Source organism: Streptomyces sp. NPDC003034 (assembly GCF_053591375.1).
In genome coordinates, this window is sequence record NZ_JBSFTS010000008.1 from 83,297 (window position 1) to 108,617 (window position 25,321).

A 25,321-nucleotide genomic window follows, 5' to 3' on the forward strand; every position below is an offset into this window, starting at 1 on the left:
GTGAAGATGCTCCTCGCTCTGCTTGTGAGCGGCCTGGTCGTAGCCCTGGTGGTGATCGGCCTGTTTGTCTTCGGGCTGCGCCGGAGACTGATCCAGCGGTCCGGCGGGACCTTCGACTGCAGCGTGCGCTGGGGTGTGCCGGAGGAGCCGGACACCTCCGGCAAGGGCTGGGTGTACGGCGTCTCCCGCTACGGCGGTGACCGGATCGAGTGGTTCCGCGTGTTCTCGTACTCCCCGCGCCCGCGCCGGCTGCTGGAGCGGTCCGCCATCGAGGTGCTCGCCCGCCGCGCCCCCGAGGGCGAGGAGGAGCTGGCCCTGCTGTCGGACGCCGTCGTACTGCGTGCCCGCCACCGCGGGACCTGCCTGGAGCTGGCGATGAGCGAGGACGCGCTGACCGGCTTCCTCGCCTGGCTGGAGGCGGCGCCGCCCGGCCAGCGGGTGAATGTGGCCTGACCTCCTTGCCGAGGACTTCGGGACGGACCGGAACGGGATGAAGCCGGGGAGACGGGGGCGGACCCGTCTCCCCGGCTTCGTCTGTCACCGGTCTCAGTGGGTGGGCGTCACTGGAGCCCGGTGTGGACCGCGTGGGCGAGCTCACCGTTGGCGGTGTCGCCGCTGAACTCCCAGAAGAAGGCTCCCTTGAGGCCCTGCTGCTTGGCCCAGGTCATCTTTCCGGCGATGGTCGCGGGGGTGTCGTAGCTCCACCAGTTCGTGCCGCACTTGGCATAGGCGGTGCCGGCGACGGTGCCGGTGGCCGGGCAGCTGCCCTTGAGGACCTTGTAGTCCTCGATGCCCTGCTCGTACGTGCCCTGGGCGGGCCCGGTGGCCGTGCCGCCGGGGGCGGCCTGGGTGACTCCGGTCCAGCCGCGGCCGTAGAAGCCGATGCCGAGGTTGAGCTTGGAGCCGGGGATGCCCTTGCCCTTGAGCTTGGTGATCGCCGCCTCGGAGGTGAAGCCCGCCTGCGGGATGCCCGCGTAGGAGGTCAGGGGGGAGTGCGGGGCCGTCGGGCCCTTGGCCTCCCACGCGCCGAAGAAGTCGTACGTCATGACGTTGTAGAAGTCGACGTACTGGGCCGCGCCCGCGTAGTCGGCCGCGTCGAGCTTGCCGCCGTTGGAGCCGTCGGCGGAGATGGCGGCGGTGACCAGGTTGCCGGTGCCGAACTTGGCGCGCATGGCCTGCATCATGTTCTTCAGAGCCGCCGGACCGCTGGTGTCGCAGGTCAGCCCGCAGGCGTTCGGGTACTCCCAGTCCAGGTCGATGCCGTCGAAGACGTCGGCCCAGCGCGGGTCCTCGACCAGGTCGTAGCAGGACTGGGCGAAGGCGGCCGGATTCGCCGCGGCCTGGCCGAAGCCACCGGACCAGGTCCAGCCGCCGAAGGACCACAGCACCTTGATGCCCGGGTACTGCTTCTTCAGCTTGCGCAGCTGGTTGAAGTTTCCGCGCAGCGGCTGGTCCCAGGTGTCGGCGACCCCGTCGACGCTCTGGTCGGCGGTGTAGGCCTTGTCGTAGTCGGCGTAGGCGTCACCGATGGTGCACTTGCCGCCCTGGACGTTGCCGAAGGCGTAGTTGATGTGGGTGATCTTCGCGGCGGAGCCCGAGGTGACCAGGTTCTTCACGTGGTAGTTGCGGCCGTAGACGCCCCACTCGGTGAAGTAGCCCAGCTTGACCTTGCCACCCGGGTCCGGGGGCGGGATGGTGCCGCCCGGGGTGGTCACCGACAGGGCGCCGGAGGACGGACCGGTCTGGTCGGCGGTGTCCCGGGCGGTGACGGTGTAGCTGTACGAGGTGCCCTTGGTCAGGCCGGTGTCGTTGTAGCCGGTGCCGGTGACCGTCGCGATCCTGGCGCCGCCGCGGTGGACGTCGTAGTTCTTGACGCCCTTGTCGTCGGTGGCCGCCGGCCAGCTGAGCGTCAGCGAGGTCTCGGTGACCTTGCTCGCGGTGGGGGTGCCCGGGGCGGAGGGCGGGTTGTCGCCGGGCTGGCCGCCGCCGTCGCAGGGCGCGCCGTTGACCTTGCAGCCGGCCGGGGCGCCGGGGCCGGAGCCGTTGAAGCCGAAGCTGACGCTGGCGCCGGGGGAGAGGGTGCCGTTCCAGGCGACGTTCTTGGCCGTCCAGTGGGTGCCCGAACCGGTGACGGTGGCGTCCCAGGCCGAGGTCACCTGGGTGCCGGACGGGTAGTCCCACTCCACGGTCCAGCCGCTGAGGGCGGTGGTGCCGGTGTTCTTCACCGTCCACTTGCCCTCGAAGCCGGAGCCCCAGTCGGAGACCTTGGTGTACGTCGCGGTCGCGGAGGCTGCGGCCTGGGCGGGGCCGGCCAGTGCGACGAGCCCGCTGACGGGCACGGCGACGGCGGCCACGATCGCCGCCAGTCGCGTGAAGAACCGGGTACGCCGGGTTCGGGGTGGGGATGCTGTGCTCAAGGGTGCTCCTCCGTAGGTCCGCCGCGGCGGTGGGGCCGTCCGCGACATGGGGGTGGGACCTGCGCCGCCCGTGAGCACGCTTGTCATGGCACGCTCACCACAGTGTTGCGGTGAGCGTAGAAAGGTCTGGACCAACCGTCAAGAGGTCCAGACCGGTTGCGGTGGGGCCCGGCAGGAGCCTTCGCCCGGCCGCCGCCGAGGGCGGGCCCGCCCCGGCCCGGAGCCGCCGAGGCGCCTGACCCGGCCGTGTCGCCCGGGACCGGCTACAGCGCGAGCTCCCGGGCCAGGACGGCCGCCTGGGCCCGGCTGCGCAGGCCGAGTTTGCCGAGCAGCCGGCTGACATGCGTCTTCACCGTCGCCTCCGCCATCTCCAGCCGCGCGGCGATCTCCGCGTTCGACAATCCCTCGCCCAGCGCGTCCAGCACCTCCCGCTCCCGCCGGGTGAGGGAGGCCACCGCGCCGGCCGTCTCCGCGGGTACGCAGGGCCGCTCGGCACGCGGCGCCGCGAACTCGGCGATCAGCCGCCTGGTCACCGCCGGGTCGATCAACCCCTCCCCGCGCGCGACGGTCCGTACCGCCTCGATCAGGTCCGCCGCGTCCGCGTTCTTCAGCAGGAAGCCCGCCGCGCCCGCCCGCAGGGCGCCGAACACGTACTCGTCCAGGTCGAAGGTGGTCAGCACGAGGACATCGGCCAGTCCCTCCGAGACCACCTGGCGGGTCGCAGAGACCCCGTCCAGCTTCGGCATCTGCACGTCCATGAGGACCAGATCCGGCCGAAGATCCCGCGCCAGGCGCACCGCCTCCTCCCCGTCCGCCGCCTCGCCCGCCACCTCGATGTCACCCGCGCTGCCCAGGATGAGCACCAGCCCGGCCCGGACCGCGCTCTGGTCCTCCGCCACCACTACCCGGATGGTCATGCCCTCACCGCTCCCTCGTCGGCGGGCAGCGTCGCCCGCACCTCCCACAGCGAGCCGGCCCGGCCCGCCCTGAACTCCCCGCCCAGCAGCTCGGCCCGCTCCCGCATGCCGATCAGCCCGGCCCCGGAACCGGGCGCGCGCGGGCCCGGCCGCTCCCCGTACGGGGAGTCCACCGCCACCTCCAGCAGGCCGTCGGCGCGGGCCACGCGGACCGTGACGGTGCCCGGGACGGCGTGCTTGAGGGCGTTGGTCAGCGACTCCTGGACGATCCGGTACGCCGCCAGCTCCACGGGGGCCGGCACCGCCTCCCCGGGTGGCCGCCCGTCGTGCAGGACGAAGTCGAGTCCGCTCGCCGCGCCGTTCGTACGCGCCTGTTCGAGCAGGGCGTCCAGGCCGTCCAGGGAGGGCATCGCGACCGCCTCCTGCCCCGCCCCCGCGTCCCGCAGCAGCCCGATCAGCCGGCGCATCTCCGCCAGCCCCTGGACGCTGTTCTCCCGGATCACCCCGAGCGCGTCGCGGCTGCTCTGCGCCGTGCCGATGGACAGCGCCGCGGTGGAATGGATGGCGATGGCGGAGAGGTGGTTGGCCACCATGTCGTGCAGCTCCCGGGCCATCCGGGCCCGTTCGGCGGCGACGGCCTGCGTACGGTCCATCTCGGCCAGCAGCGCGGTCTGCTCGGCACGCAGCCGGGCGGCCACGGCGGCTTCGCGGTGGTTGCGCAGGGTGGCACCGGTCAGGGCGGGGCCGAAGCTGACGATGCCGGTGAGCACGCCGATGAGCAGCGCCTGCGGGGTGCGCAGCCACGCCACCGAGGCGATGGTGACGGCCACGGTGATCAGGCCGGTGGATACCGGGAGCCGCCGGGCCATGGCCGGTTTGCCGTACACGACGGCCGCGTACATCAGGTCGGTGAAGATCAGGACGGTGGCGATGCTGCCCACCGTGAACTGGTCGGCGACGATGCCCGCGGTGCCCACGGGCAGGGTCACGTCGGGAGCCGAGCGGCGCAGCAGCTCCATCGACCCCAGGACCACGAGGGGGACCAGTGCCGCCCAGTCGGGCAGGAAGGTCCGGTGGCCGGTGCTGCGGACGCCGAGCGCCCAAAGTGCCAGGCCCGCGAGCACGCTGACCACGGCGAGGAGGACGTCGTCGCGGTGGGGGCGGAGGTTCTTCGTGGCCACGGTCCCATCCAACACGGTGGCATGGCCGCGGGCCTCGGCACCGGGACGGAGTCGCACTACATCGAAGGGTGCAGCCGCCTTTCGTCATCGGAGACGACGAAACGGGCCAGGCGGGGCGGGAAGCTGAAGGGGACCGCACCACCGAGGGGAACGGAGAATCCCGTGATCGTCGCGCTGATCATCGCCTGTGAGGTCGGCTTCTGGGTGCTGCTGGCAGCGGGCCTGGCCCTGCGCTACCTGGCGAGGAAACCCCGGCTGGGCGCGGCGGTCCTGCTGTGCGAGCCGCTGCTGGAGCTGGTCCTGCTCGTCGTCACCACGCTCGACCTCAAGAACGGCGCCGCACCGGACTGGAAGCACGGCCTGGCCGCGCTCTACATCGGGTACACCGTCGCCTACGGCCATTACACGGTCACATGGCTCGACCGGCACGCCGCACACCGCCTGGCCGGGGGGCCGAAGCCGCCCGGCGCCGGCTTCGGCAAGGCGCGGGCCGTCCACGAGTGGAAGCTGTGGGTGCGTACGGCGATCGCCGCCGCCGTCGCCCTCGGACTGCTCCAGGCCGCGATCTGGTACGTCGGCCCGGCGGGCGACGTCAGCTCCCTGGAGGCGTGGCAGCACACCGCCCTGCGGGTGGCCGGCATCCACGCCCTCGTCGCCGTGGCGTACACGCTCTGGCCGAAGAAGGCCCCGGCGGGCGTGGCGGAACAGCCCGCCCCCGTCAGGACCGACGCAAGTCAGTGACCTAGCGCTCGCCGCCCGGTACCCACAGCACGTCCCCGATCTCCTTGTTGGCCGTACGGGCCAGGATGAACAGGAGGTCGGAGAGACGGTTGAGGTAGGTCGCCGTCAGCGGGTTCATCACCTCGCCGTGGACCTCCAGCGCCGCCCACGTGGAGCGCTCGGCGCGCCGGACCACGGTGCACGCCTGGTGCAGGAGGGCCGCGCCGGGGGTGCCGCCCGGGAGGATGAAGCTGCGCAGCTTCTCCAGCTCCTCGTTGAAGGCGTCGCAGTCCGCCTCCAGCTTGTCGATGTAGAACTGCTCCACGCGAAGCGGCGGGTATTCGGGGTTCTCGACGACCGGCGTGCAGAGGTCCGCGCCCACGTCGAACAGGTCGTTCTGTACGCGGACCAGGACCTTCACCACCTCCGGCGCGAGCGCACCCAGCGCGATCGCCGTCCCGATGGCCGCGTTGGCCTCGTTGGCGTCGGCGTACGCGGAGATCCGCAGGTCGGTCTTGCGCGTACGGCTCATGTCGCCGAGGGCGGTCGTGCCCTTGTCGCCGGTGCGGGTGTAGATGCGCGTGAGGTTCACCATGAGGCCAGCGTAGAGCGGACCGACGACCAACTGCGGGCCTGCGCCGCACTGCTGGGCCGTCCCGGTGTGATGTCCGTCATCTGAGACGTGACGCGTGTTACTTCGCGGTCACACCGAAGCGCCCGGGCGCTAGTCTCCGCCGGAGAGGACACGAGGGTGGACTGTAAGAACGAGGGGTGTGCAGTGGCTGGGAAGCTCGCCGTCATCGGTGCCGGACTGATGGGTTCCGGGATCGCTCAGGTCTCCGCTCAGGCGGGTTGGGACGTCGTACTGCGCGATGTCACCGACGCCGCGCTGACCCGTGGCACGGACGGGATCAAGGCCTCGTACGACAAGTTCGTCTCCAAGGGCAAGCTGACGGCCGAGGACGCCGAGGCGGCGCTCGCGCGCATCACCTCGACCACCGACCTCGACGCGGTCGCGGACGCCGACATCGTCGTGGAGGCCGTCTTCGAGAAGCTGGAGGTCAAGCACGAGATCTTCCGTACCCTCGACAAGCTCGTGCGGGACGACGCCGTCCTGGCCTCCAACACCTCCGCCATCCCGATCACCAAGATCGCGGCCGTGACGGAGCGTCCGGAGCGGGTCGTCGGCGCCCACTTCTTCTCGCCCGTCCCCATGATGCAGCTGTGCGAACTCGTCCGCGGCTACAAGACGAGCGACGAAACCCTCGCCACCACCCGGGCCTTCGCCGAATCCGTCGGCAAGACCTGCATCGTCGTCAACCGGGACGTCGCCGGCTTCGTGACGACGCGTCTGATCTCCGCACTGGTGGTAGAGGCCGCGAAACTGTACGAATCGGGCGTGGCATCCGCCGAGGACATCGACATCGCGTGCAAGCTGGGCTTCGGGCACGCGATGGGCCCGCTGGCCACGGCGGACCTGACGGGCATCGACATCCTGCTGCACGCCACCAGCAACATCTACACCGAGTCGCAGGACGAGAAGTTCGCGCCGCCGGAGCTGATGCGCCGGATGGTGGACGCCGGTGACATCGGCCGCAAGAGCGGGCAGGGCTTCTACAAGCACTGAGGCCGCCGACCGAGCACCACGAGCATCACCGTTCGAGTGCCATCACCCCGTCGGGTGAATTTGGTATCGGTTCGCTCACGGTCGGCAACTTCGCTGCCCGCGAGGCAGTCAGTTCCAGTGAGAGTTGCCGACCAGGGACCAGTCGGGCCATACGTACGTATGCGTACGCAGTACTGCCGGGAGTACACATGCAGATCAGGGGCGACCACGCCGAACTCGCGGTCGGGGGTCGCCTCGACGTGCGCAGCGCGGCGGACGCCCGTACGGTCCTCCACACCGCCCTGGACGACGGACACGGCGACCTGGTGCTCGATCTCACCGGGCTCGACTCCTGGGACGCCACCGGACTCGGCGTGATCATGGGCGCCCACCGCAGGGCCGGCCGGACCGGGCGCCGCCTCGTACTGCGCGGAGTACCGCCGCAGATGCAGCGCCTGCTCGTGGCCACCCGGCTGCACCGTATCCTCGCGATCGAGGGCGGCCTGGAGGCGGAGTCCCTCCCCCGGGTGTGAATTTCGTGTTCCGGTTTCCTGCGAAAACGTAACGGTCCGGTGGTGATGACACCCCTGCGGTACCGGCGCGACCTGCGACGGTCTAGGGTTCGGGCGGAAACCGGACCAGTAGCGGCAGCAGGAGTGTGCGAAGGCCGGGCGATACTACGGCGAGGCGCACGGCCCGCGATCGGGGGACTTGGTCATGGACCGCATACAGGCGCAGGCCGCACCGCAGGAGCGGACCACGGGCCCTGTGGCCGAAGCCCCGGAGCCCGCCGGCACTGCCGGGCCCGCCGGGCCTTCCGGGCCGGCGCGCGTCGTCGCCCTGACGGCCGGTGACTTCGCCCTCACCGTCAACCCCGTCGACGGCAGCGAGATCGAACCGCTCCGCCCCGGCGCCTCCGGCGGCCGCCCCGCCAAGCGCGACGCCGCCGCCCGCGCCGCCCGGGACGCCGCCGCCCGCCCGCCCGTACTCCCGGGGCGCCCCGCACCCGTCCGGCCGCCGGTGACCCGCCGCGAGGAACGGGAGCGGCTCGTACGGCTGCTGGGCCGCGGCCGGTCCGTACGGCTGACCGGGCCCGCCGGATCCGGCCGCACCACCCTCCTCGACGCGGTCGCCGCCCAGTGCGCCGACCTGGCGCCCGACGGCGTCGTACGGCTCTGCGGGCGCGGCCACCAACAACCCGGGGAACTGCTCCACGCCCTCTACGCCGCCGTGTACGAGGCCCCGCTGGAGCGGCCCGACCGCATCACGCTCCTGTCCCGCGTCCGCGACATCGGCGCCGTCGTCCTCCTCGACGACCTGGAGATGGGCGGATCCGCCCTCGACGAACTGCTGCGCGCCACCCCCGAATGCGCCTACCTGCTGGCCGCGCGGCCCGACACCAGGGCCCCCTCCGACGACTCCCACCTGGAAGAGGTCTTCCTCGGCGCACTCGGCAAGGCCGACTGCCTCGCACTGCTGGAGGCGGGCGTCGGACGGCCGCTGACGGACGCGGAGACCGCCTGGGCGGAGGACCTGCGGTTCGCCTCCGAAGGGCTGCCGCTGCGCTTCGTACAGGCCGCCGCACTGCTGCGCCGGCGGGACGAACTCAACCGCGCCGCCGAAGAAGACGACGAGGAAGAGCCCGGGGTCTTCCAGGAGCGGCCCCGCGACACCCCCGAAGTGCCCCTGCCCACCCTGGCGGAGGGCGCGGCCCCGGCCGCGCTGCTGGCCTCGCGGGTCAGCGAATCGGGCCGGGCCGCCCTGCGGATCGCCTGCGCGCTGGGCGGCGAGATGCCGCACCACGCGCACCTGCCCGCGCTGGTGGGGGAGACCCACGCCGACCTGGCGGCGGGGGAACTGCTCGACTGCGGGCTGCTGACCCCGGTCGGGACGCGGTACCGGCTCGCCGAGGGAGTCGCGCGACAGCTGGAGGAGGCCGGATACGGGGAGACGGCCGCGGAGGAGGCCCGTACGGCCGCCCGGCACTACGCCTGGTGGACCGGGCACGGCTCGGTGACCCCGGAGCGGGTCGCGGCGGAGGCGGACGCGGTGCTCGCGGCCCTGGCCGGTGCGGACGTGGTCGCGGCGGTGCTGCTGGCACGGACGGCCGCTCCCGCGTTCGCGGCCTCGCTGCGCTGGGAGGCCTGGGAGCGGGTGCTGCGCTCGGGCGCCGAGGCCGCGCGCAAGGCGGGGGAGGTCGCCGAACAGGCGTACTTCCACCACGAGCTCGGGGTGCTCGCGCTGTGCGAGGGACGGCTGGACCGGGCGCGGGCCGAGCTGGAGGCGTCGATCGGGCTGCGCGGCGCGCTGGCGGACAAGCGCGGCACGGTGGCGGGCAGGAGGGCGCTGGCGCTGGTCTCGGACTGCGAGACCGCTGCGGCGGGGGCGGCGTCGCCGCCGCTGCGGCTGGAGCCGCCGGCCGCCCCGGCGGCGGCCTTGCCCGGTGCGGCGCCCGGTGCCGCGCCCGGCCCGGCGGCGCTGCCGGCGGGTTCGTCCGGTCCGGCGGCGGGTTCTGGCGCGGGCTCGGTGGGCTCGGTGGGCTCGGAGGCCGTGACGAGGGTGACGCCGGTCGCGAAGGCGGCCCCGGTGGTGCCGGTGGCTGCCGAGGCCGTGACACGGGTGACCCCGGTGACCCCGGTGACCCCCGTGACCCCGGCGAAGCCCGCCAACCCGGTGAAGCCGGCGGCGGGGACACCCGTGAAGCCGGGGACACCCGTCAAGCAGGCGGAGACGCCCGCGACCCCCATGAACCCCGTGACCCCCGTGAAGCCGGCGACGGCGGCACCCGCGGGTCCCATGGGCCCCGCTGGTCCCGTGCGGCCGATCGTGGACGTGGTCCGCCGTCCCGACTCCCCGACGACGCTGTCCGAGGTGTTCGAGGACGCCTTCCCGGCCGAGCCGAAGGCCACGCCGGCGGCGGTGGCCCCTGCCGTCCCGCGGCCCCCGCGCAGGCCCGGCCGCCCCCGGCCGGTGCTGCTGGCCGCCGCCGGGGCGCTGGCTCTGGTCGCGCTGGGCACGGTGGTCGTGGTCAACCTGGCGATGGGCTCCTCGGAGAAGCCCGCGCCGCCCTCGGCGCCGTCCACATCGCCGTCCAACGGGCCGACCGCGTCCTCGACCCCGCCGGCCGTGGCTCCGCCGGCGGTACCGGACACCGGCGGCGGGAACAACCCCGCCCCGGACCCCGCCACCCCCCCGTCGGCCCCGGCGACCGACCCGGGCACGCCCCAGCACAGCGCCGCCCCGGTCCCCGGCCGGACCCCGACACCCCCGTCGCGCACTCCGTCCAGTACGCCGACGTCCCCGAAGCCCGCGGTGACGCCGACGCAGTCGCCCACCGCGCCCGCGTCCCCGACCCCCGAGGCCTCGCCGTCGCCGCCCGTATCACCGGCGCCCACGGAGACCACCGGAGCAGCCGGGCCCACCGGCACCGTGCCCACGGGTCCGGCGCCGGGCGCCGCGTAGGGGCGCGAGCCCGCGCGCCCCTGCCGAGGGGCGCCCCAGGGGCGGAGGATCAGAACAGGCGGAGCTTGTCGTCCTCGATGCCGCGCATGGCGTTGTAGTCCAGGACGACGCAGTCCATCCCGCGGTCCGTGGCCAGTACCTTCGCCTGCGGCTTGATCTCCTGGGCCGCGAAGACGCCCCGGACGGGCGCCAGGTGCGGGTCGCGGTTCAGCAGTTCCAGGTAGCGGGTCAGCTGCTCGACGCCGTCGATCTCGCCGCGGCGCTTGATCTCCACGGCCACCGTCGCGCCGGAGGCGTCCCGGCACAGGATGTCCACCGGGCCGATCGCCGTCATGTACTCGCGCCGGATCAGCGTGTAGCCCTCGCCCAGCGTTTCGATGCGGTCCGCCAGGAGTTCCTGGAGGTGCGCCTCGACGCCGTCCTTGATGAGCCCGGGGTCGGTGCCCAGCTCGTGGGAGGAGTCGTGCAGGACCTCCTCCATCGTGATGATGAGCTTCTCGCCCGCCTTGTTGACGACCGTCCACACGCCGGCCTCGTCCCCGCTCCCCTCCTTGAGGGTGCACGGCGGCGACATCCAGTTGAGCGGTTTGTACGCCCGGTCGTCGGCGTGGATCGAGACACTTCCGTCGGCCTTTACGAGGATCAGACGGGGTGCCGAGGGCAGATGGGCGGTGAGGCGGCCCGCGTAGTCGACGGAGCAGCGGGCAATGACGAGACGCATGGTCGGCAACGCTACTCGACCGACCCGCCTGCACGCGATTCCTCCGTGAAAGCCCCGTTCGCCGATGGCGCGTTGTATGCGCATTCTCCTGGTGCGGCATGCAAGGGGCGCCTACCGTGGTGAGCGGGAGGTTGCCGAGCGTGCACGCTGCGTCGCGGCCTCCTTCCCTGCCCGTAAGACTCCGGCTACCCGATCAGCCGGAGTCGCGAGAGGAGAACCCATGTCGCTCGACGTCTCACCGGCCCTACTCGAACAGGCCGAGCGAGGCGAGGTCGACGAAGCCGCTTTCGTCGACTGCGTCCGGACCTCCCTGCCTTACGCATGGGAGATGATCAGCTCACTGGTGGCCCAGCTGAAGGTGGACGGCGGACAGTTCGCCGACAACCAGACGCCGCCGCCCGACGAGCAGGCGCGCGGGCAGTTGCTGCGCGCTCTGGCGAGTGACGCGATACGTGGTGCGTTGCAGCGGCACTTCGGAGTGCGCCTGGCATTCCAGAACTGCCACCGAGTGGCGGTCTTCCCGCTGGACTCCTCGGTGGACGACCGGTTGGCCAAGTTCACTTCGATCCGCGGCCAGCTGCTCAACCAGTCACCGGAGATGCGGGACTGCTGAGGGAGCTGAGGGACTGGTGAGGGACTGCTGAGACGACCGGTAGTTCGCTGCCGCTCCACTTCCGGAGCGGCAGCAGTCTCAGCCGAGGCGGGGCAGGACTTCGGCGCCCAGGCGTCGTACGTTCTCCTCCGTCGCGGCGAGATCGCCGGAGCCCTCCGCCAGCAGAGCGAAGCGCGTGATCCCCGTGCGCTCCGACGTGGCCGCCAGCCGGTCCGCCGCCAGCCGCGGGCTGCCCACCGGGTGCAGTGCGCACAGCAGCTCCGTGTACGCGACGGGATCCCGCATCGCGCGCACCCGGCCGTCCACCGTCACATGCGCGTCCAGACCTTGTTTCAGCCATCCCGGCATCGACTTCAGCAGGGCCTCCCGGGCGTCCGCCGTGCGGTCGGCCAGCTGACACACGCCGGCGGACACATGGCCCACCCCCCTCACATGCTCCGGCGAATGGCCCGCCGCCAGCGCCGTGCGGCTCCACAGGCCGACCATCGCCGCCTTGTCCTCATCCCCGCAGTGCATGCCCAGCAGCATCGGCAGCCCCCGCTCCGCCGCCAGCCGTACCGACGTCGGCGAGGTGCAGGCGACGATCACCTCCGGGCCGGTGCCGTCCCCGTCCAGGGCCTCCGAGGGCCGCGGTACGACCGCCACCTCGCGGAAGCCGTACCGCTCGCCGGCGGCGCCCACCCTCGGTTCCGCCAGCCAGCGCCGCAGCAGGTCCAGGGCCTCCGGGAAGGCGCTCTCGTACGAAGCCAGGCCGCCGCCGAACACCTCCAGGTCGACCCACGGCCCGCCGCGTCCCACCCCGAGCGTGAAGCGGCCGCCGGAGATCAGGTGCAGCAGCGCCGCCTGCTCCCCGAGGGCCACCGGGTGCGTGTTCGGCAGCACGCTCACCGCCGTCCCCACCCGCAACCGCCGGGTCCGGCCCAGCAGCAGGGCGGCCAGGGTCACGGCCGACGGGCACACCCCGTACGGGACGAAGTGGTGCTCGGCGAGCCAGACCGAGTCGAGCCCGGCCTCCTCGGCCACCTCGGCCGTCCGCACCGCCCGGTGCAGTGCCTCTCCCTGTCCCTGACCCGGGAACTGGGCCGCCAGTACAAACGCTCCTACGCGCATCGCCTTAGCCTCCTCGCGGCTGACGCGGCCTCCCCCAGGTGGACCGGCTTCCTGATGCCCAACGTGTTACCGGCAACAACGTCTGACACGTGCCAAAGGCACGGGCTGACAGGAAAGTTATTGGGATTGTCGGGCCAGTCCTCACAGGGGCTGCCACCTCTCCCGGCAACCCTGCGGGTACCCGGCCTCGCTGCGCGTAGTCTGGGAGAAAGCCACTGCCGTCCGCCCCTCCGTGAGGTATACGTGTCACCGCGCCACAACCGCCCCAGGGGCGGCGGGAATCGAGCCGATCGTGCGGACTCGGGCTCCGGCTCCGCGAATCTGGACCGGTACGGGCTGGAGCGCACCGAGGAGTACCAGGGCGAGGAGTGGAAGGTCCGGCACGTGGCGGGCGCGAGCGCCGCGGGCAAGCGCTACCGGTGCCCCGGCTGCGATCAGGAGATCCCCTCCGGCGTCCCGCACCTGGTGGCCTGGCCCGAGTACGGCGGCGTGGACGACCGGCGGCACTGGCACAAGGCCTGCTGGAACGCGAAGCACCGCCGCACCACGAAGGTGCAGCGGTCCCGGAACGCGCCGAAGTACTAGGGCGGTCTCGACTCGCCCAGCGGACGCGCCCCTGCGCCGGCGGGGGTTAGACGTCCCGCCGTCCGACCACCGCGTACGAGGCCGCGACCGCGGCTCCCGTGACCGAGATGATCAGCAGCATGTGGCTCCAGTCGCTGGGCGCGGCCTGCCCGGGGGAGGCGGCGGTCGGCATTCCGAACAGCTGCATCAGGGCCACCGGCGCGTTGTACTCCAGTACCCCGCGACCGAGGGGCGCGGCGGCCTCCCAGACGCTGAGCATCGCCCCTATCACCGGGGGCAGCGTCACGAAGCCCAGCATCATGGCGATCGCCCCGGCCGAGTGCCGCACCAGCGCCCCGACGGCCAGGGCGAGCACCCCGAGCAGGGTGACGTAGAAGCTGCCGGCCAGTCCGCCCTGCCATTCACCGCTCGCATGCGGGCCGGCGGCCGGGCCGTTGTGCACGATCGCGGCCGCCAGGCCGACCACGGCGACCGAGCCGGCGGTGGCGACGAAGGCGGTGATGCCGAAGACGAGGTACTTCGCGGTGAGGACCCGGTGCCGGTCGGGGGCGGCGGTGAAGGTGGTGCGGATCAGCCCCGTGCCGTGCTCCGAGGTGATCGTGAGGACGCCGAGCACCATCACCGCGAGCTGCCCGATCAGCAGTCCGAAGAGCGCGGGCGTGGTGAACGGCATCCGCGCGTAGTCCCCGTCGTTGGTCTGCGTCACGAACAGCAGGCCGATGCCGACCACGGTCACCACGAGCGCGCCCAGCGTCCACAGGGTGGAGCGCACCGAGACCAGCTTCGTCCACTCCGAGGCCAGCGCGTGTCCCAGGTGCGGCCGCGGTGTGGGCAGCGTCGAGGAGTAGTTCCGCGGCTGGCCGGCGGCCTGCTCGGCGGGCGCGGTCGGGGACGCGGACGCAGACGCCGACGGGGACGGGGTCGCGGAGGCGGACGGCGTCGGGCCGGTGCGGGTGGGGCCGGTCATCGGGAGTCCTCGGGCTCGTTCTTGGCGGCTCCGGCGAGCTCGCCGGGATCGCTGGGCATCAGGAAGGGCCGCTGCCCGCCCGCCCCGGGCGGCGGAGGCGCGTAGAAGCCGGTCTGCGGGACCTCGGGGGAGGCCGCCGCATCCTCCCACTCCGGGACGGCCAGCGGCGGCGGCTCCCACAGCTCGGCGCGCGGGTCCTCGGTGGAGGTGTACTCGACGGAGGACTGCGTCATCCGCATGTACGCCTCCTCCAGCGAGGCCCGGTGCGGCGACAGCTCCCACAGCCGTACGCCCGCCTCGTGCGCGAGGTCCGAGATGCGGGGAAGCTCCAGGCCGGTCACGCGCAGTGCGCCTCCGGGCTCCTGGAGCACCCGGCCGCCCTCCCCGGTGAGGGCCGCGCGCAGCGTGTCCCGGCCATCCGGATCGGTGTCGGCCGCGCGCACCCGTGCGAATCCGGCCGAGTTGTGGGTGATGAACTCCTGGGTGCCCATGTCGGCCAGCAGCCGTCCCCGGCCGATCACGATCAGGTGGTCGGCGGTCAGGGCCATCTCGCTCATGAGGTGGGAGGAGACCAGGACGGTGCGGCCCTCGGCGGCGAGCTGCCGCATGAGGTTGCGGACCCAGCGGATGCCCTCGGGGTCGAGCCCGTTGACCGGCTCGTCGAACAGCAGCACCTGCGGGTCACCGAGCAGGGCGGTGGCGATGCCGAGCCGCTGGCCCATGCCGAGGGAGAAGCCCTTCGTACGCTGCCGGGCGACGTCCTGCAGGCCGACCACGGCCAGTACCTCGTCCACCCGCTTCTCCGGGATCCCGGAGAGCTGGGCGACGGAGAGCAGGTGGGTGCGCGCCCGGCGGCCGCCGTGCACGGCCTTGGCGTCGAGCAGCGCGCCGACGTGCCGCTGGGCGTTCGGCAGGTCCTGGAAGGGCAGGCCGTTGATCGTGACGTGCCCCGAAGTGGGCCGGTCGAGGCCGAGGATCATGCGCATGGTGGTGGATTTCCCGGAGCCGTTGGGCCCCAGGAATCCGGTCACATGACCCGGCTTGACCTGGAAGGACAGCTGGTCGACGGCGGTCTTGGCGCCGTAGCGCTTGGTCAGGCCGACTGCCTCGATCATGTTGCTGCCCCTTACCAGGCCGGGACGACTCTCGCCCGCGTAAGGGTTAAGAGGATATCGAGTCCCCCGCGGTTCCGTCCCGGGCCGATCCCTGAGCTGCCCCTGAGCCCGACCCGGGGATCACCCGTAGTACCTGCGGCGTCCGCCTCGGGACGGACCACTCGCGCCGCCCGGCCGTCACGCGTCACACGTCACGAGCCGGACGCCGCGAGTCTCAGGGCACACACCGCACGGCACGCAGCCCACGGCCCACAGCACACAGCACACAGCACCCGATCACCCGTCACAGGTGGGGTGTCAGGCGTCCCGCTTCCGCAGCACGAGGTAGCCCCCCAGTACGGCCGCCAGCGCCCAGAGGGCCATGATCCCGAAGCCGCCCCACGGACCGTAGGGCGCCTCGGCGCTGTCCATCGCGCCCGGGACCACCTGCATGATCTTGGAACCTGCCTGGTCCGGGAAGTACTGGGCCACCTTCCGGGTCGCCTCGACGGCCCCGAGGATGTTCGAGACCAGGAAGAAGAACGGCATCAGGATGCCCAGGGCCAGGATCGAGCTGCGCAGGATCGCCGCCACGCCCATGGAGAAGAGGGCGATCACGGCCATGTACAGCCCGGCGCCGATCACCGCGCGCAGGACGTTGTCCGCGCCGATGCCGATGCTGCGCTCGCCCAGGATGGCCTGTCCGAGGAAGAAGGACAGGAAACTGGTCGCGAGCCCCACGACCAGGGCCAGCCCGGTGGCCACGATGACCTTGCCCAGCAGGAAGCTCCCGCGGCGCGGCACGGCGGCCAGCGACGTGCGGATCATGCCCGAGCTGTACTCGGTGCCGACCACGAGGACGCCGAAGACGATCATCGCGAGCTGACCCAGGCTCATGCCGGCGAAGCTGGCCAGCGTCGGGTCGAAGGTCGCCTGCTGCTCCCGGGGCATGTCGTTGAAGGAGGCGTTGAAGAACGCGCACAGCGCGGCGCTGATCCCGACCGTGACCACCAGGGCGGCGACCAGGGTCCAGGTGGTGGAGGCGACCGTACGGATCTTGGTCCACTCGGACTTGAGAACGGCGGAGAAGGAGGACATGTCACTCGCCGCCCTTGCGCGTCGCCTCGTAGCCGGCGCCCCACGCGGGGACGTCGGCCGGCCGGGCCGGGTTGTCGGCCGCCATGCCGGGGACGACCGGGGGGACCGGCCCGCCGGGGAGCCCGGCGCCCGGTGCGTGGGCGTGGTACTCGACGGAGTCCGCCGTCATACGCATGAACGCTTCTTCCAGTGAAGCCCGTTGCGGGCTGAGTTCGTGCAGGACGATCTGGTGCTGGGCGGCGAGCTCGCCGAGCCGCTCAGGGCTCACGCCGTCGATCTCCAGTACGCCGGTGGCCGGGACGGCGATGGCGCCGATCCCGGCCTCGTGCAGGACGTCCTTGAGCCGTTCCTGCTGGGGCGAGCGCAGCCGGACGTAACTGCGGGAGTTCTGCTGGATGAAATCGGCCATGGACAGATCGGCGAGCAGCTTTCCCTGCCCGATGACGATCAAATGGTCTGCGGTCAGGGCCATTTCACTCATCAGATGGGAGGAGACGAAGATCGTCCTGCCCTCTGCCGCCAGGCCCTTCATGAGATTGCGGATCCAGAGAATTCCCTCCGGGTCCAGACCATTGACGGGTTCGTCGAACATCAAGATCTCCGGATCGCCGAGCAGCGCGGAGGCGATTCCCAGCCGCTGCCCCATGCCGAGCGAAAATCCTTTGGACTTCTTCTTCGCCACGGCCGTCAGGCCGACCAGGTCCAGCACCTCCGCGACCCGGCGCTCCGGGATCCGGTTCGACTGGGCAAGGCAGAGAAGGTTGTTGTAGGCGCTGCGGCCGCCGTTCATGGCCTTCGCGTCCAGCAGCGCGCCGATGTGCTTCAAAGGCTCCGGCAGGTCCCGGTAGTGCTTCCCGTCGATCCGGACCGTACCGCTGGTCGGATTGTCGAGGTCGAGCATCATGCGCATGGTCGTGGACTTCCCGGCCCCGTTGGGGCCGAGGAAGCCGGTCACCACCCCCGGTCTGACCTGGAAGCTGAGGTGGTCCACGGCGGTCTTCGCGCCGAATCGTTTGGTAAGGCCCTCAAGCTCGATCATGCCGCCACGCTAGAACGCCCGAGGGCCTTGTGCCACCTCGCGGGGTGGCACAAGGCCCTCGGGCCCGCCGTTTTTCGCTACCGGCTGGTTTCCGGCGGGGAGTTCAGCGGACTTCAGCGGGAGCTCAGCGGCTCTGCTGCGCCGGAACGCCGCGGGTGACCGGCTCGTCGTCGATCGGGGAGCCGGCGGCCGCGACGGCCGCACCGGTCAGCGTCGCCAGCATCTCGCGGACGTTGGTGAGCTGCGCGTTGATGGAGTCGCGGCGGTTGGTGAGCGCCGCGAGCTCGCGCTCGGACTCGCTGCGGATCCGGTCGGCCTTCGCGTTGGCGTCGGCCACGATGTCCTCGGCCTGGCGCTGCGCGGTCTCCACGGTCTGGCGGGCACGGCGCTCCGCGTCCGTCCGCAGCTTCTCCGCCTCCAGGCGCAGCTGCTCCGCGCGGTGCTCGATCTCCGCGAGGCGCTTCTCCGCCTTGGCCTGACGCGAGGCGAGGTCGCGCTCGGACTGCTCGCGGCGCTTGGCGAGGTTGGTCTCGAAGTCCGCGGCGGCCTGGGCGGCCTTGGCGCGGGTCTCCTCGAACAGCGCGTCGGCCTCCTCGCGCTTGGAGGCGGCGTCCTTCTGGGCCTCGGCGCGCAGGGTGGCGGCGTCGCCCTTGGCCTTCTCGACGATACGGATGCCCTCGTCGTCCGCCTTCGACTTGCGGTCGGCGGCGAACGACTCGGCGTCGTTGCGCACCTGCTGGGCGGCCGACTCGGCCAGCTCGCGGTGCTGCTCGGCCGCGCGACGGGCCTCCTCACGAAGGTCCTTCGCCTCCTCCTCCGCGAGGCGCAGGATCTTCTCGACCCGGGCGCCGAGGCCGGCGTACGACGGCTCCGCGTCGTTCACCTGGGCCTGGGCGTTCTGCGTTTCGAGGTGCAGCTCCTCGATCCGCTTTTCCAGAGAGTTGATACGTCCAAGGGCGCTGTCGCGGTCGGAGACCAGCTTGGTAATGCGGTCGTCCACCTGACCGCGGTCGTAACCACGCCGCACGAGCTCGAAGCCGAAGGGGGAGGAAGTGTCGCTCATGGGGTTCCTGTCGAATGAGACCGATGAGGTGCTACGTGAGGTGTTAAGGGGAATCCTAGGGGCCCGGGCGGCGTGTCATCGAGTCATTCCACGTTTGATCTGGACAATGACACCCCTTTTGAGTGGCAAGGCGGCAGAATGCTTGTCACTCGTTCGCCTGAACCTCCATCAGGGGCACACATCATGCTCACTGACTAGCCTTCTGACGTTTTACCACCCGAACGAGTGGAACCCGCTGTCGCGCCGGCCTTCACGCCCCCCGCGCCCTGGCCGCCGACCGTGGGCTTTCCGCCGCCCGCGGGCGCCTCGAATGATTCCAACGCCTCAAGAACGTCCTGGACACGGGAGATCTCCGCCTGAATGTCCTCGCGACGGCGCACCAGAACCCCCAGCTCGCGGCGGCCCTCCTCGACCAGCCGTTCGGCCTCCGACCGGGCCTCGGCCAGCGTGCCCTCGGCCTCCCGCACCAGCTCGGCCTTCTTCTGCTCGGCCTCCTTCAGGAGCGCCTCCGCCTTGCGCACGGCGGCGATGCGGACCTTGCCCGCCTCGCTGCTCGCGTCCGACACCAGGGCCTTGGCCTTCGCCTCGGCCTCGACGCTCTGCTCGGTCGCCGCCCGCACCAGCTTGTCCACGCGCTCGCCCGCCGACTTCATCTGCTCGGCCGACTCCCGGCGGGCCCGCTCGTGCAGCTCCTCGACCTCCGCCTCGACTCGGGCGCGCAGCTCCTCCGCCCGCTCCCTTATGGCGGACGCGTCCGTACGTGCCCCGACCAGCAGCTCGTCCGCGTCCGTACGGGCCTTCTCGACCAGGGAGTTGCCCTCGACGGTCGCCTCGGAAGTGATCCGGGCGGCCTCCTTGCGGGCCGCGTCGACCATCGCGTCGGCCTGCTCCTCGGCCGCCGTGGTGGCGGCCAGGGCCTGCTTCCGCGCGTCCGTGGTGAGCTTGTCGGCCTCGGAGGCGGCCTCCGTGATGAGCCGGTCCACCTGCTCCGCGGCCTCGCTGCGGCGCTTGTTGGCCTCCTCGCGGGCCTCGTCCAGCAGCCGCTCGGACTCCGTACGGGCCTCGGCGCGCATGCGCTCCGCCGCGGTCGCCGCCTCCGCCTTGACGCGCTCGGCCTCCGACCGGGTGCGGGTCGCGTGCTCCTGCGCCGAGGAGAGGGCCTGCGACGCCTCCGCGCGCAGCCGCTCGGCCTCGTTCGCCGCCTCGCCGACCGTGCGCTCGTTGTCCTTGCGGGTCCGCTCGGTGAGCTTGTCCGCCTCGGAGGCGGCCTCGGTGATGAGGCGGTCGGCCTGTTCGGCGGCGTCGGAGCGCAGCCGGTTGGCCTCGGCGCGCGCCTCGTCCAGCGTGTTCGCGGCCTCCCGCTCGGCGCTCGCCAGCGTCTCGTTCGCCGCGACCGTGACCCGGTCCGCCTCCGCGGTGGCCTCGCCGATGATCCGGCCGCCCTCCGCACGGGCGTCGTCCAGGGTCCGCGCCGCTTCCGCGCGCAGCCGCTCGGCCTCCGCCGCGGCCTCGCCGACCGTGAGTTCGTTGGCGGCGCGGGTCTCCTCGATGAGCCGGTCGCCCTCGGCACGGGAGTCGACCAGGATCCGCGCGGCGTCCCGCTCGGCCGCCGCGAGGGTGTCGGCCGCCTGCGTGGTGAGCCGCTGCGCCTTCGCGGTCGCCTCGCCGACCGTGCGTTCGTTGTCCTTGCGGGTCCGCTCGGTGAGCTTGTCCGCCTCGGAGGCGGCCTCGGTGATGAGGCGGTCGGCCTGTTCGGCGGCGTCGGAGCGCAGCCGGTTGGCCTCGGCGCGCGCCTCGTCCAGCGTGTTCGCCGCCTCGGCGCGGGTCGCGTCGGCCTCCGCCGCCGCCCGCGCGGTGATCCGCTCGGCCTCGGCGGTGGCCTCGCCGACCAGGGCCGCGTTCGCCGCCAGGGTCTCCGCGGTGAGCCGCTCGGCCTCCGCCGTCGCCTCGCCGACGATCCGGGCGGCCTCGGCGCGGGAGGACTCCAGCGCCTCCGCCGCCTCGCCGCGGATGCGGTTCGCGTCGTCGCGGGCGTCCGCCCTGGTCCGGGCCGCGTCGCGCTCGGACGCCGCCAGGGCGTCCGTCGCCTCGGTGCGCACCCGCTGCGCGTACTCGGCGGTGTCGCTGCGCAGCTGCTCGGCCTCGGCGATCGCGTCGCCGACCGTGCGCTCGGCCAGCGCCTTCGCCGCGTCCGTCTCGGTGCGGGCCTCGCTGCGGACCCGGCTGGCGTCCTCGGCGGCCCGCTCGCGTTCCGCCTGCGCGTCCGCGCGGACCCGCTCTGCCTCCTGCTCGGCCTCCGTCCGCGTACGCTGCGCCGCGTGTTCGGCGGCGCTGCGCAGCCCCGCGACCTCCTCCTCGGCCTGCTCGTGCAGCCCGGCCACGGAGTCCCGTACCTGCTGGGCGGTGGCCTCGGCCGCCGTGACCAGCTCCGACGCGCGCCGCTGCGCCTCCTCGGTCAGGCGGGCCGCCTCGGCCTGCGCCTCTTCGGAGCGCTTGCGGGCCGCGGCCAGCAGTTCCTCGCTCTGCTCACGGGCCTGCGCCCGCTCGCTCTCCGCGTCCGTCCGGGCCGACGCCAGCGTCTCCTCGGACTCCCGGCGCCGCCGGGCGGCCTCCTCCTGCGCGGCGGCCAGCGCCTCCGCGGCCTCCGCGGCGATCCGCTCGCCCGCGGCCTTCGCCTCCGCGCGCAGCCGGTCCGCGGTCTCCTGCGCCTCCGAGCGCACCCGCTCCGCCTCGGCCTCGGCCTCACTGCGCAGCCGTACGGCGGCCTGCTCGGCCTCCGCGCGCACCCGGCCGGCGTCGTCCGCCGCGTCGTGGCGCAGCTGGTCGGCCTCCGCCTCCGACTGCGCCTGGAGGGTGCGGATCCGCTCAGCCGACTCGGCCCGCAGCCGGTCGGTCTCCTCGCTGGTGTCCCGGCGGAGGTTCTCCGCCGCCGTGCGGGCGTCCCGGAGCGTCTGCTCGGCCGTACTCAGCCGGCTCTCCGCGTCCGTGTGCAGCCGTACGAGCTCCTCGTCGGCCTCCGCACGCTTCGCGGCCAGTGCCTGCTCGGTCTCCTCGCGGCGCGCGCGAGCGGCGGCCTCCGCCTCGGCGCGGACGGCTTCCGCCTGCTCCGCCGCCTCGGCGCGCAGCCGCTCCGCCTCGGCGCGGGTCCGCTCCAAGGTCTCCTCGGCCTGCTTGCGCAGCGTGGTCGCCCGCTCGACGGCCTCGGCGCGCACCCGCTCGCTCTCGGCGTTCGCCCCGCTCCGCAACTCGTCCGCGTCGGCCTTGGCCTTGCCGAGGAGCTCCTCGGCGGTGCGGGCCGCCTCCTCGATCTGCTGGACGGCCTCGCGGCGCGCCTCGCCGCGGATCCGCTCGCCTTCGGCGACGGCCTCCGCGCGCAGCTGCTCGGCCTCCCCGCGCAGCCGCCGGGCCTCCTCCTGGAGTTCGACGGTACGGGCCCGGTACTCCTCGGTGTCGTCCTTCGCCGCGCCCTTGAGCTCATCGGCCGTGGCCGCCGCCTGGGCGCGCAGGCGCTCCGCCTCGGCCTCGGCCTCGCGGCGGATCCGCTCCGCTTCCTCGGACGCGGCCCGGGTGGTGGCCCGGGCGTCCTGCGAGGCCTTGTTCAGTACGTCCTCGGCGGTGCGGGCCGCCTTCGCCAGCTGCGCCGCCGTGTCCTCGGCCGCGGCCGTACGGGCCTGCTCGCCGGCCTCGATCCGCAGCCGCTCGGCCTCCGCTCGGGAGTCGGCCAGCGCCTGTTCGGCCTCGGCCTTGAGGGCCTCGGCCTCCTTGGTGGCCTCCCCGACCAGCCGGGCGACCTGCTCCTTGGCGGTTCGGGTGCGCTGCTCGTTCACCGATTCCGCCGAGGCCAGCTGCCGGGCGGCGCTCTCCTTGGCCTCCGCGAGCAGCTTCTCGGCCGCCGCGCGGGCCTCGCGCAGGGTGTTGTCGGCCTCCTGCACGCGGGACTCGGCCGCGCGGCCGAGGTCCAGGGTCTGCTGCCGGGTCTGCTCGGCCTCGGCGGACGTGCTGGAGCGCAGCCGCTCCGCGTGCTCGCTGGCCTCCTGCACCTGCGCGGAGGCGGCGGTCAGCAGTCGCTCGGCCTCCTTGCGGGCGCGCAGCAGGGTGGCCTCGGCCTCGGCGCGCGAGGCCTCCGCCTCGGAGGTCAGCCGGCGGCGGGCCTCCTCGGCGAGCCGGGCGGCCTCCGCCCGGGCGGCGTTCAGTGCCTGTTCGGCCTCGGCGCGGGACTCGTCCATGAGCCGGCGGGCCTGGGACTCCGTACGGGCGCGCAGCTGCTCGGCCCAGGCCACGTTCTCGTTGACGTGGGCCTCGACGGTCTGGCGGCGCTCGTTGAGCTCCTGGTCCAGGCGCTGGCGCCGGTTGACGGCCTCGGCGTGCAGTTCGGCCTGGAGGCGCGCCTGGTGCTCGGCGTGCTCCTGCAGGATGCGCTGGGTCTGCGCCCGGGCGTCGCGCAGCTCCCGCTCGGCGTCGGAGCGCATCTGGTCGGCCTGGATCTGGGCATTGCGGAGCAGCTGTTCCGCCTGGTAGCCCATGTCGGCGCCGTCATAGGCGGGCCGGGACGCCAGGCTGCGGCGCACCTCATGGAGCTTGGCGCGCAACACCTCGACCTGGTATCCCAGGTCCTCGGCGTGCTGGACGGCCTTCCCGCGCTCCTTCTTCAGCCGCTCCATCTCGGCTTCGAAGCGCGAGAGGTGGTCGGCCTCGGCCTGATGGCTCTCCTGGCTTTCGTAGCCCCGCACAGCGCGGTCCCATCCGTCCCCTGGTCGCAAGCTCATTTCCAATGAGCACCGTCCGCCCGCTGAACGGCACCCCCGGGGGAATGGTGTCAGATACCGGGGCAGGGGTCACAGGCCCCGACCCCGTCTCCGCACCGAACCCCGGCCGAGCCAGGGCCACTCTACCGGCCGGGGAATGGGGGCATCAGTGCTGCGGGTTGGCGGTGACCAGTTCGGTGAGGACTCCGTGGCAGTCCTTGGGGTGGAGGAAGGTGATCGAGGAGCCCATCGAACCCGTGCGGGGCTCGTCGTAGAGGACGCGCACGCCCTTGCCGCGGATGGCCTCCGAGTCGCCCCGGACGTCCTCGGTGCCGAAAGCGATGTGGTGGACCCCCTCGCCGTTCTTGGCCAGCCACTTGCCCACCGCCGAGTCCTCGCGGGTGGGTTCCAGGAGCTGGAGGTAGGAGGCGCCGCCGTCGGACGTCTCGTTGATCTTCAACATGGCCTCGCGGACGCCCTGCTCCTCGTTGATCTCGGAGTGGAACACCTCGAAGCCGTACGTGGCACGGTAGAACTCGACGGTCTTGTCGAGGTCGAAGCAGGCGATCCCGATGTGGTCGATCCTTGTCAGCATGGGACCAGTGGACCGCTGACGAGGCCGTGACGCAACGTGCGCGCGATCACACCGGCGGCCCGGTGACCGTTGCCGTACCGCTCAGTACATTGACGTAAACCCTCGTTCACTCCTCATCCAAGGGGCTGTGCCTCATGTCCGGACCGAACAACACCACTTCAGTGATCGTCGCCGGGGCCCGCACGCCCATGGGGCGGCTGCTCGGCTCGCTGAAGTCCTTCTCGGGTGCCGACCTCGGCGGCTTCGCCATCAAGTCCGCGCTGGACCGGGCCGGTATCTCCGGCGACCAGGTGCAGTACGTGATCATGGGCCAGGTCCTCCAGGCCGGCGCGGGCCAGATCCCCGCCCGCCAGGCGGCGGTCAAGGCCGGCATTCCGATGAACGTGCCCGCCCTCACCGTCAACAAGGTGTGCCTGTCCGGTCTGGACGCGATCGCGCTGGCCGACCAGCTGATCCGCGCCGGCGAGTTCGACATCGTCGTCGCGGGCGGCCAGGAGTCCATGACCAACGCGCCGCACCTGATGCCGAAGTCGCGCGAGGGCTTCAAGTTCGGCGCGATCGGCATGCTCGACGCCATGGCGCACGACGGCCTCACCGACCCCTTCGAGAGCATCGCGATGGGTGAGTCCACGGAGAAGCACAACGCCCGGCTGGGCATCGACCGCGCCCCGCAGGACGAGTTCGCCGCCGCCTCGCACCAGCGGGCCGCGGCCGCGCAGAAGAACGGCGTCTTCGAGGCGGAGATCACCCCGGTCGAGATCCCGCAGCGCAAGGGCGAGCCGGTGGTCATCGCGCAGGACGAGGGCATCCGCCCGGAGACCACGGTGGAGTCCCTCGCCAAGCTGCGGCCCGCCTTCGCGCAGGACGGCACCATCACCGCCGGTACGTCCTCCCAGATCAGCGACGGCGCGGCCGCCGTGGTCGTCATGAGCAAGGCCAAGGCCGAGGAGCTGGGCCTGGAGTGGATCGCGGAGATCGGCGCCCACGGCAATGTGGCGGGCCCCGACAACTCCCTCCAGTCGCAGCCGTCCAACGCGATCCGGCACGCCCTGGAGAAGGAGGGCCTGGAGGTCGGCGACCTCGACCTCATCGAGATCAACGAGGCCTTCGCGGCCGTGGCCGTGCAGTCAATGAAGGACCTCGGGGTGACCCCGGAAAAGGTGAACGTCAACGGCGGCGCCATTGCCCTGGGGCACCCGATCGGCATGTCGGGCGCCCGCGTGGTGCTGCACTTGGCCCTGGAGCTCAAGCGCCGCGGCGGCGGGGTCGGCGCGGCCGCGCTGTGCGGTGGCGGCGGGCAGGGCGACGCGCTGATCCTGCGCGTGCCCGACGTCAGGCCGTGACACCGGCAGACACCCCTCCTTACCCGTACGAGAACCGAGGAGCGC

General features: G+C 72.5%; 21 protein-coding genes. 8 read left to right on the top strand and 13 right to left on the bottom strand.

The features are described 5' to 3' along the window. The first annotated feature begins 6 nt into the window (after window positions 1-6). Window positions 7-453: a DUF2550 domain-containing protein gene (locus ACWDX7_RS11715; protein ID WP_451491277.1), complete on the top strand. Its 447-nt coding sequence runs from the start codon at window positions 7-9 to the stop codon at window positions 451-453. Between the two features lie 107 nt (window positions 454-560). On the opposite strand, the gene ACWDX7_RS11720 is transcribed toward ACWDX7_RS11715, so the two are convergent. The 3 genes from ACWDX7_RS11720 to ACWDX7_RS11730 form a co-directional block, all read right to left on the bottom strand. Beyond that, window positions 561-2,465 carry a glycosyl hydrolase family 18 protein gene (locus ACWDX7_RS11720; RefSeq protein WP_451491325.1) on the bottom strand — a complete coding sequence of 635 codons (1,905 nt, stop codon included), beginning with the start codon at window positions 2,463-2,465 and terminating at the stop codon, window positions 561-563. A 215-nt stretch (window positions 2,466-2,680) separates the two neighbouring features. Further along, entirely contained in the window at window positions 2,681-3,334 is a 654-nt protein-coding gene (locus ACWDX7_RS11725) for a response regulator (protein ID WP_451491276.1), read from the bottom strand. After that, a complete protein-coding gene (locus ACWDX7_RS11730; RefSeq protein ID WP_451491275.1) occupies window positions 3,331-4,515 on the bottom strand; it encodes a sensor histidine kinase in 1,185 nt (394 codons plus the stop codon). The genes ACWDX7_RS11725 and ACWDX7_RS11730 overlap by 4 nt, the downstream gene beginning before the upstream one ends. 162 nt (window positions 4,516-4,677) lie before the next feature. Between ACWDX7_RS11730 and ACWDX7_RS11735 the strand changes: the two genes are divergently transcribed. After that, window positions 4,678-5,256, top strand: a complete 579-nt coding sequence (locus ACWDX7_RS11735; protein WP_451491274.1) for a hypothetical protein — start codon at window positions 4,678-4,680, stop codon at window positions 5,254-5,256. Window position 5,257: 1 nt separating this feature from the next. Here ACWDX7_RS11735 and ACWDX7_RS11740 read toward each other — a convergent pair whose 3' ends face one another. Beyond that, complete coding sequence (locus tag ACWDX7_RS11740) at window positions 5,258-5,830, bottom strand: cob(I)yrinic acid a,c-diamide adenosyltransferase (protein WP_451491273.1); 573 nt, start codon at window positions 5,828-5,830, stop codon at window positions 5,258-5,260. 183 nt (window positions 5,831-6,013) lie between these two features. On the opposite strand from ACWDX7_RS11740, the gene ACWDX7_RS11745 reads away from it, so the two are divergent. The 3 genes from ACWDX7_RS11745 to ACWDX7_RS11755 all read left to right on the top strand — a co-directional run bounded on the left by ACWDX7_RS11745 (window position 6,014) and on the right by ACWDX7_RS11755 (window position 10,303). Beyond that, complete coding sequence (locus ACWDX7_RS11745; protein ID WP_451491272.1) at window positions 6,014-6,862, top strand: 3-hydroxyacyl-CoA dehydrogenase family protein; 849 nt, start codon at window positions 6,014-6,016, stop codon at window positions 6,860-6,862. A gap of 188 nt (window positions 6,863-7,050) precedes the next feature. Then, complete coding sequence (locus ACWDX7_RS11750; protein ID WP_451491271.1) at window positions 7,051-7,374, top strand: STAS domain-containing protein; 324 nt, start codon at window positions 7,051-7,053, stop codon at window positions 7,372-7,374. A 184-nt stretch (window positions 7,375-7,558) separates the two neighbouring features. Beyond that, window positions 7,559-10,303, top strand: a complete 2,745-nt coding sequence (locus ACWDX7_RS11755) for an ATP-binding protein (RefSeq protein ID WP_451491270.1) — start codon at window positions 7,559-7,561, stop codon at window positions 10,301-10,303. A 49-nt stretch (window positions 10,304-10,352) separates the two neighbouring features. Here the strand turns inward: ACWDX7_RS11755 and nucS are convergent, their stop codons facing one another. Further along, entirely contained in the window at window positions 10,353-11,024 is a 672-nt protein-coding gene (gene nucS, locus ACWDX7_RS11760) for an endonuclease NucS (RefSeq protein ID WP_451491269.1), read from the bottom strand. A 220-nt stretch (window positions 11,025-11,244) separates the two neighbouring features. Here nucS and ACWDX7_RS11765 point away from each other — a divergent pair, with 220 nt between their 5' ends. Next, window positions 11,245-11,637 carry an SCO5389 family protein gene (locus ACWDX7_RS11765; RefSeq protein ID WP_243336246.1) on the top strand — a complete coding sequence of 131 codons (393 nt, stop codon included), beginning with the start codon at window positions 11,245-11,247 and terminating at the stop codon, window positions 11,635-11,637. Window positions 11,638-11,715: 78 nt separating this feature from the next. Here ACWDX7_RS11765 and ACWDX7_RS11770 read toward each other — a convergent pair whose 3' ends face one another. After that, window positions 11,716-12,747, bottom strand: coding sequence for an LLM class flavin-dependent oxidoreductase (locus ACWDX7_RS11770; protein WP_451491268.1), 1,032 nt, complete (start codon window positions 12,745-12,747; stop codon window positions 11,716-11,718). A gap of 243 nt (window positions 12,748-12,990) precedes the next feature. Between ACWDX7_RS11770 and ACWDX7_RS11775 the strand changes: the two genes are divergently transcribed. Next, window positions 12,991-13,332, top strand: a complete 342-nt coding sequence (locus ACWDX7_RS11775; protein WP_451491267.1) for an ATP/GTP-binding protein — start codon at window positions 12,991-12,993, stop codon at window positions 13,330-13,332. 46 nt (window positions 13,333-13,378) lie between these two features. Here ACWDX7_RS11775 and ACWDX7_RS11780 read toward each other — a convergent pair whose 3' ends face one another. The 7 genes from ACWDX7_RS11780 to mce all read right to left on the bottom strand — a co-directional run bounded on the left by ACWDX7_RS11780 (window position 13,379) and on the right by mce (window position 23,933). After that, window positions 13,379-14,299, bottom strand: a complete 921-nt coding sequence (locus ACWDX7_RS11780) for an ABC transporter permease (RefSeq protein ID WP_451491266.1) — start codon at window positions 14,297-14,299, stop codon at window positions 13,379-13,381. Beyond that, complete coding sequence (locus ACWDX7_RS11785; RefSeq protein WP_451491265.1) at window positions 14,296-15,414, bottom strand: ABC transporter ATP-binding protein; 1,119 nt, start codon at window positions 15,412-15,414, stop codon at window positions 14,296-14,298. The genes ACWDX7_RS11780 and ACWDX7_RS11785 overlap by 4 nt, the downstream gene beginning before the upstream one ends. A 297-nt stretch (window positions 15,415-15,711) precedes the next feature. Further along, window positions 15,712-16,491 carry an ABC transporter permease subunit gene (locus ACWDX7_RS11790; RefSeq protein WP_451491264.1) on the bottom strand — a complete coding sequence of 260 codons (780 nt, stop codon included), beginning with the start codon at window positions 16,489-16,491 and terminating at the stop codon, window positions 15,712-15,714. A gap of 1 nt (window position 16,492) precedes the next feature. Further along, on the bottom strand, window positions 16,493-17,530 hold the full coding sequence (locus ACWDX7_RS11795; RefSeq protein ID WP_451491263.1) for an ABC transporter ATP-binding protein: 1,038 nt from the start codon (window positions 17,528-17,530) through the stop codon (window positions 16,493-16,495). 124 nt (window positions 17,531-17,654) lie between these two features. Then, complete coding sequence (locus tag ACWDX7_RS11800) at window positions 17,655-18,593, bottom strand: cellulose-binding protein (protein ID WP_451491262.1); 939 nt, start codon at window positions 18,591-18,593, stop codon at window positions 17,655-17,657. A gap of 194 nt (window positions 18,594-18,787) precedes the next feature. Continuing rightward, entirely contained in the window at window positions 18,788-23,323 is a 4,536-nt protein-coding gene (gene scy / locus ACWDX7_RS11805) for a polarized growth protein Scy (RefSeq protein ID WP_451491261.1), read from the bottom strand. Between the two features lie 181 nt (window positions 23,324-23,504). Beyond that, complete coding sequence (gene mce / locus ACWDX7_RS11810; protein WP_451491260.1) at window positions 23,505-23,933, bottom strand: methylmalonyl-CoA epimerase; 429 nt, start codon at window positions 23,931-23,933, stop codon at window positions 23,505-23,507. A 134-nt stretch (window positions 23,934-24,067) separates the two neighbouring features. On the opposite strand from mce, the gene ACWDX7_RS11815 reads away from it, so the two are divergent. Continuing rightward, window positions 24,068-25,276, top strand: a complete 1,209-nt coding sequence (locus ACWDX7_RS11815; RefSeq protein ID WP_451491259.1) for an acetyl-CoA C-acetyltransferase — start codon at window positions 24,068-24,070, stop codon at window positions 25,274-25,276. Window positions 25,277-25,321 lie beyond the last annotated feature (45 nt).

Coding starts and splice junctions, on each gene's coding strand:
- ACWDX7_RS11715 (WP_451491277.1), top strand. CDS start 7: ATGCTCCTCGCTCTGCTTGTGAGCGGCCTGGTCGTAGCCCTGGTGGTG.
- ACWDX7_RS11720 (WP_451491325.1), bottom strand. CDS start 2,465: ATGTCGCGGACGGCCCCACCGCCGCGGCGGACCTACGGAGGAGCACCC.
- ACWDX7_RS11725 (WP_451491276.1), bottom strand. CDS start 3,334: ATGACCATCCGGGTAGTGGTGGCGGAGGACCAGAGCGCGGTCCGGGCC.
- ACWDX7_RS11740 (WP_451491273.1), bottom strand. CDS start 5,830: ATGGTGAACCTCACGCGCATCTACACCCGCACCGGCGACAAGGGCACG.
- ACWDX7_RS11750 (WP_451491271.1), top strand. CDS start 7,051: ATGCAGATCAGGGGCGACCACGCCGAACTCGCGGTCGGGGGTCGCCTC.
- ACWDX7_RS11755 (WP_451491270.1), top strand. CDS start 7,559: ATGGACCGCATACAGGCGCAGGCCGCACCGCAGGAGCGGACCACGGGC.
- nucS (WP_451491269.1), bottom strand. CDS start 11,024: ATGCGTCTCGTCATTGCCCGCTGCTCCGTCGACTACGCGGGCCGCCTC.
- ACWDX7_RS11765 (WP_243336246.1), top strand. CDS start 11,245: ATGTCGCTCGACGTCTCACCGGCCCTACTCGAACAGGCCGAGCGAGGC.
- ACWDX7_RS11770 (WP_451491268.1), bottom strand. CDS start 12,747: ATGCGCGTAGGAGCGTTTGTACTGGCGGCCCAGTTCCCGGGTCAGGGA.
- ACWDX7_RS11780 (WP_451491266.1), bottom strand. CDS start 14,299: ATGACCGGCCCCACCCGCACCGGCCCGACGCCGTCCGCCTCCGCGACC.
- ACWDX7_RS11785 (WP_451491265.1), bottom strand. CDS start 15,414: ATGATCGAGGCAGTCGGCCTGACCAAGCGCTACGGCGCCAAGACCGCC.
- ACWDX7_RS11790 (WP_451491264.1), bottom strand. CDS start 16,491: ATGTCCTCCTTCTCCGCCGTTCTCAAGTCCGAGTGGACCAAGATCCGT.
- ACWDX7_RS11795 (WP_451491263.1), bottom strand. CDS start 17,530: ATGATCGAGCTTGAGGGCCTTACCAAACGATTCGGCGCGAAGACCGCC.
- ACWDX7_RS11800 (WP_451491262.1), bottom strand. CDS start 18,593: ATGAGCGACACTTCCTCCCCCTTCGGCTTCGAGCTCGTGCGGCGTGGT.
- mce (WP_451491260.1), bottom strand. CDS start 23,933: ATGCTGACAAGGATCGACCACATCGGGATCGCCTGCTTCGACCTCGAC.
- ACWDX7_RS11815 (WP_451491259.1), top strand. CDS start 24,068: ATGTCCGGACCGAACAACACCACTTCAGTGATCGTCGCCGGGGCCCGC.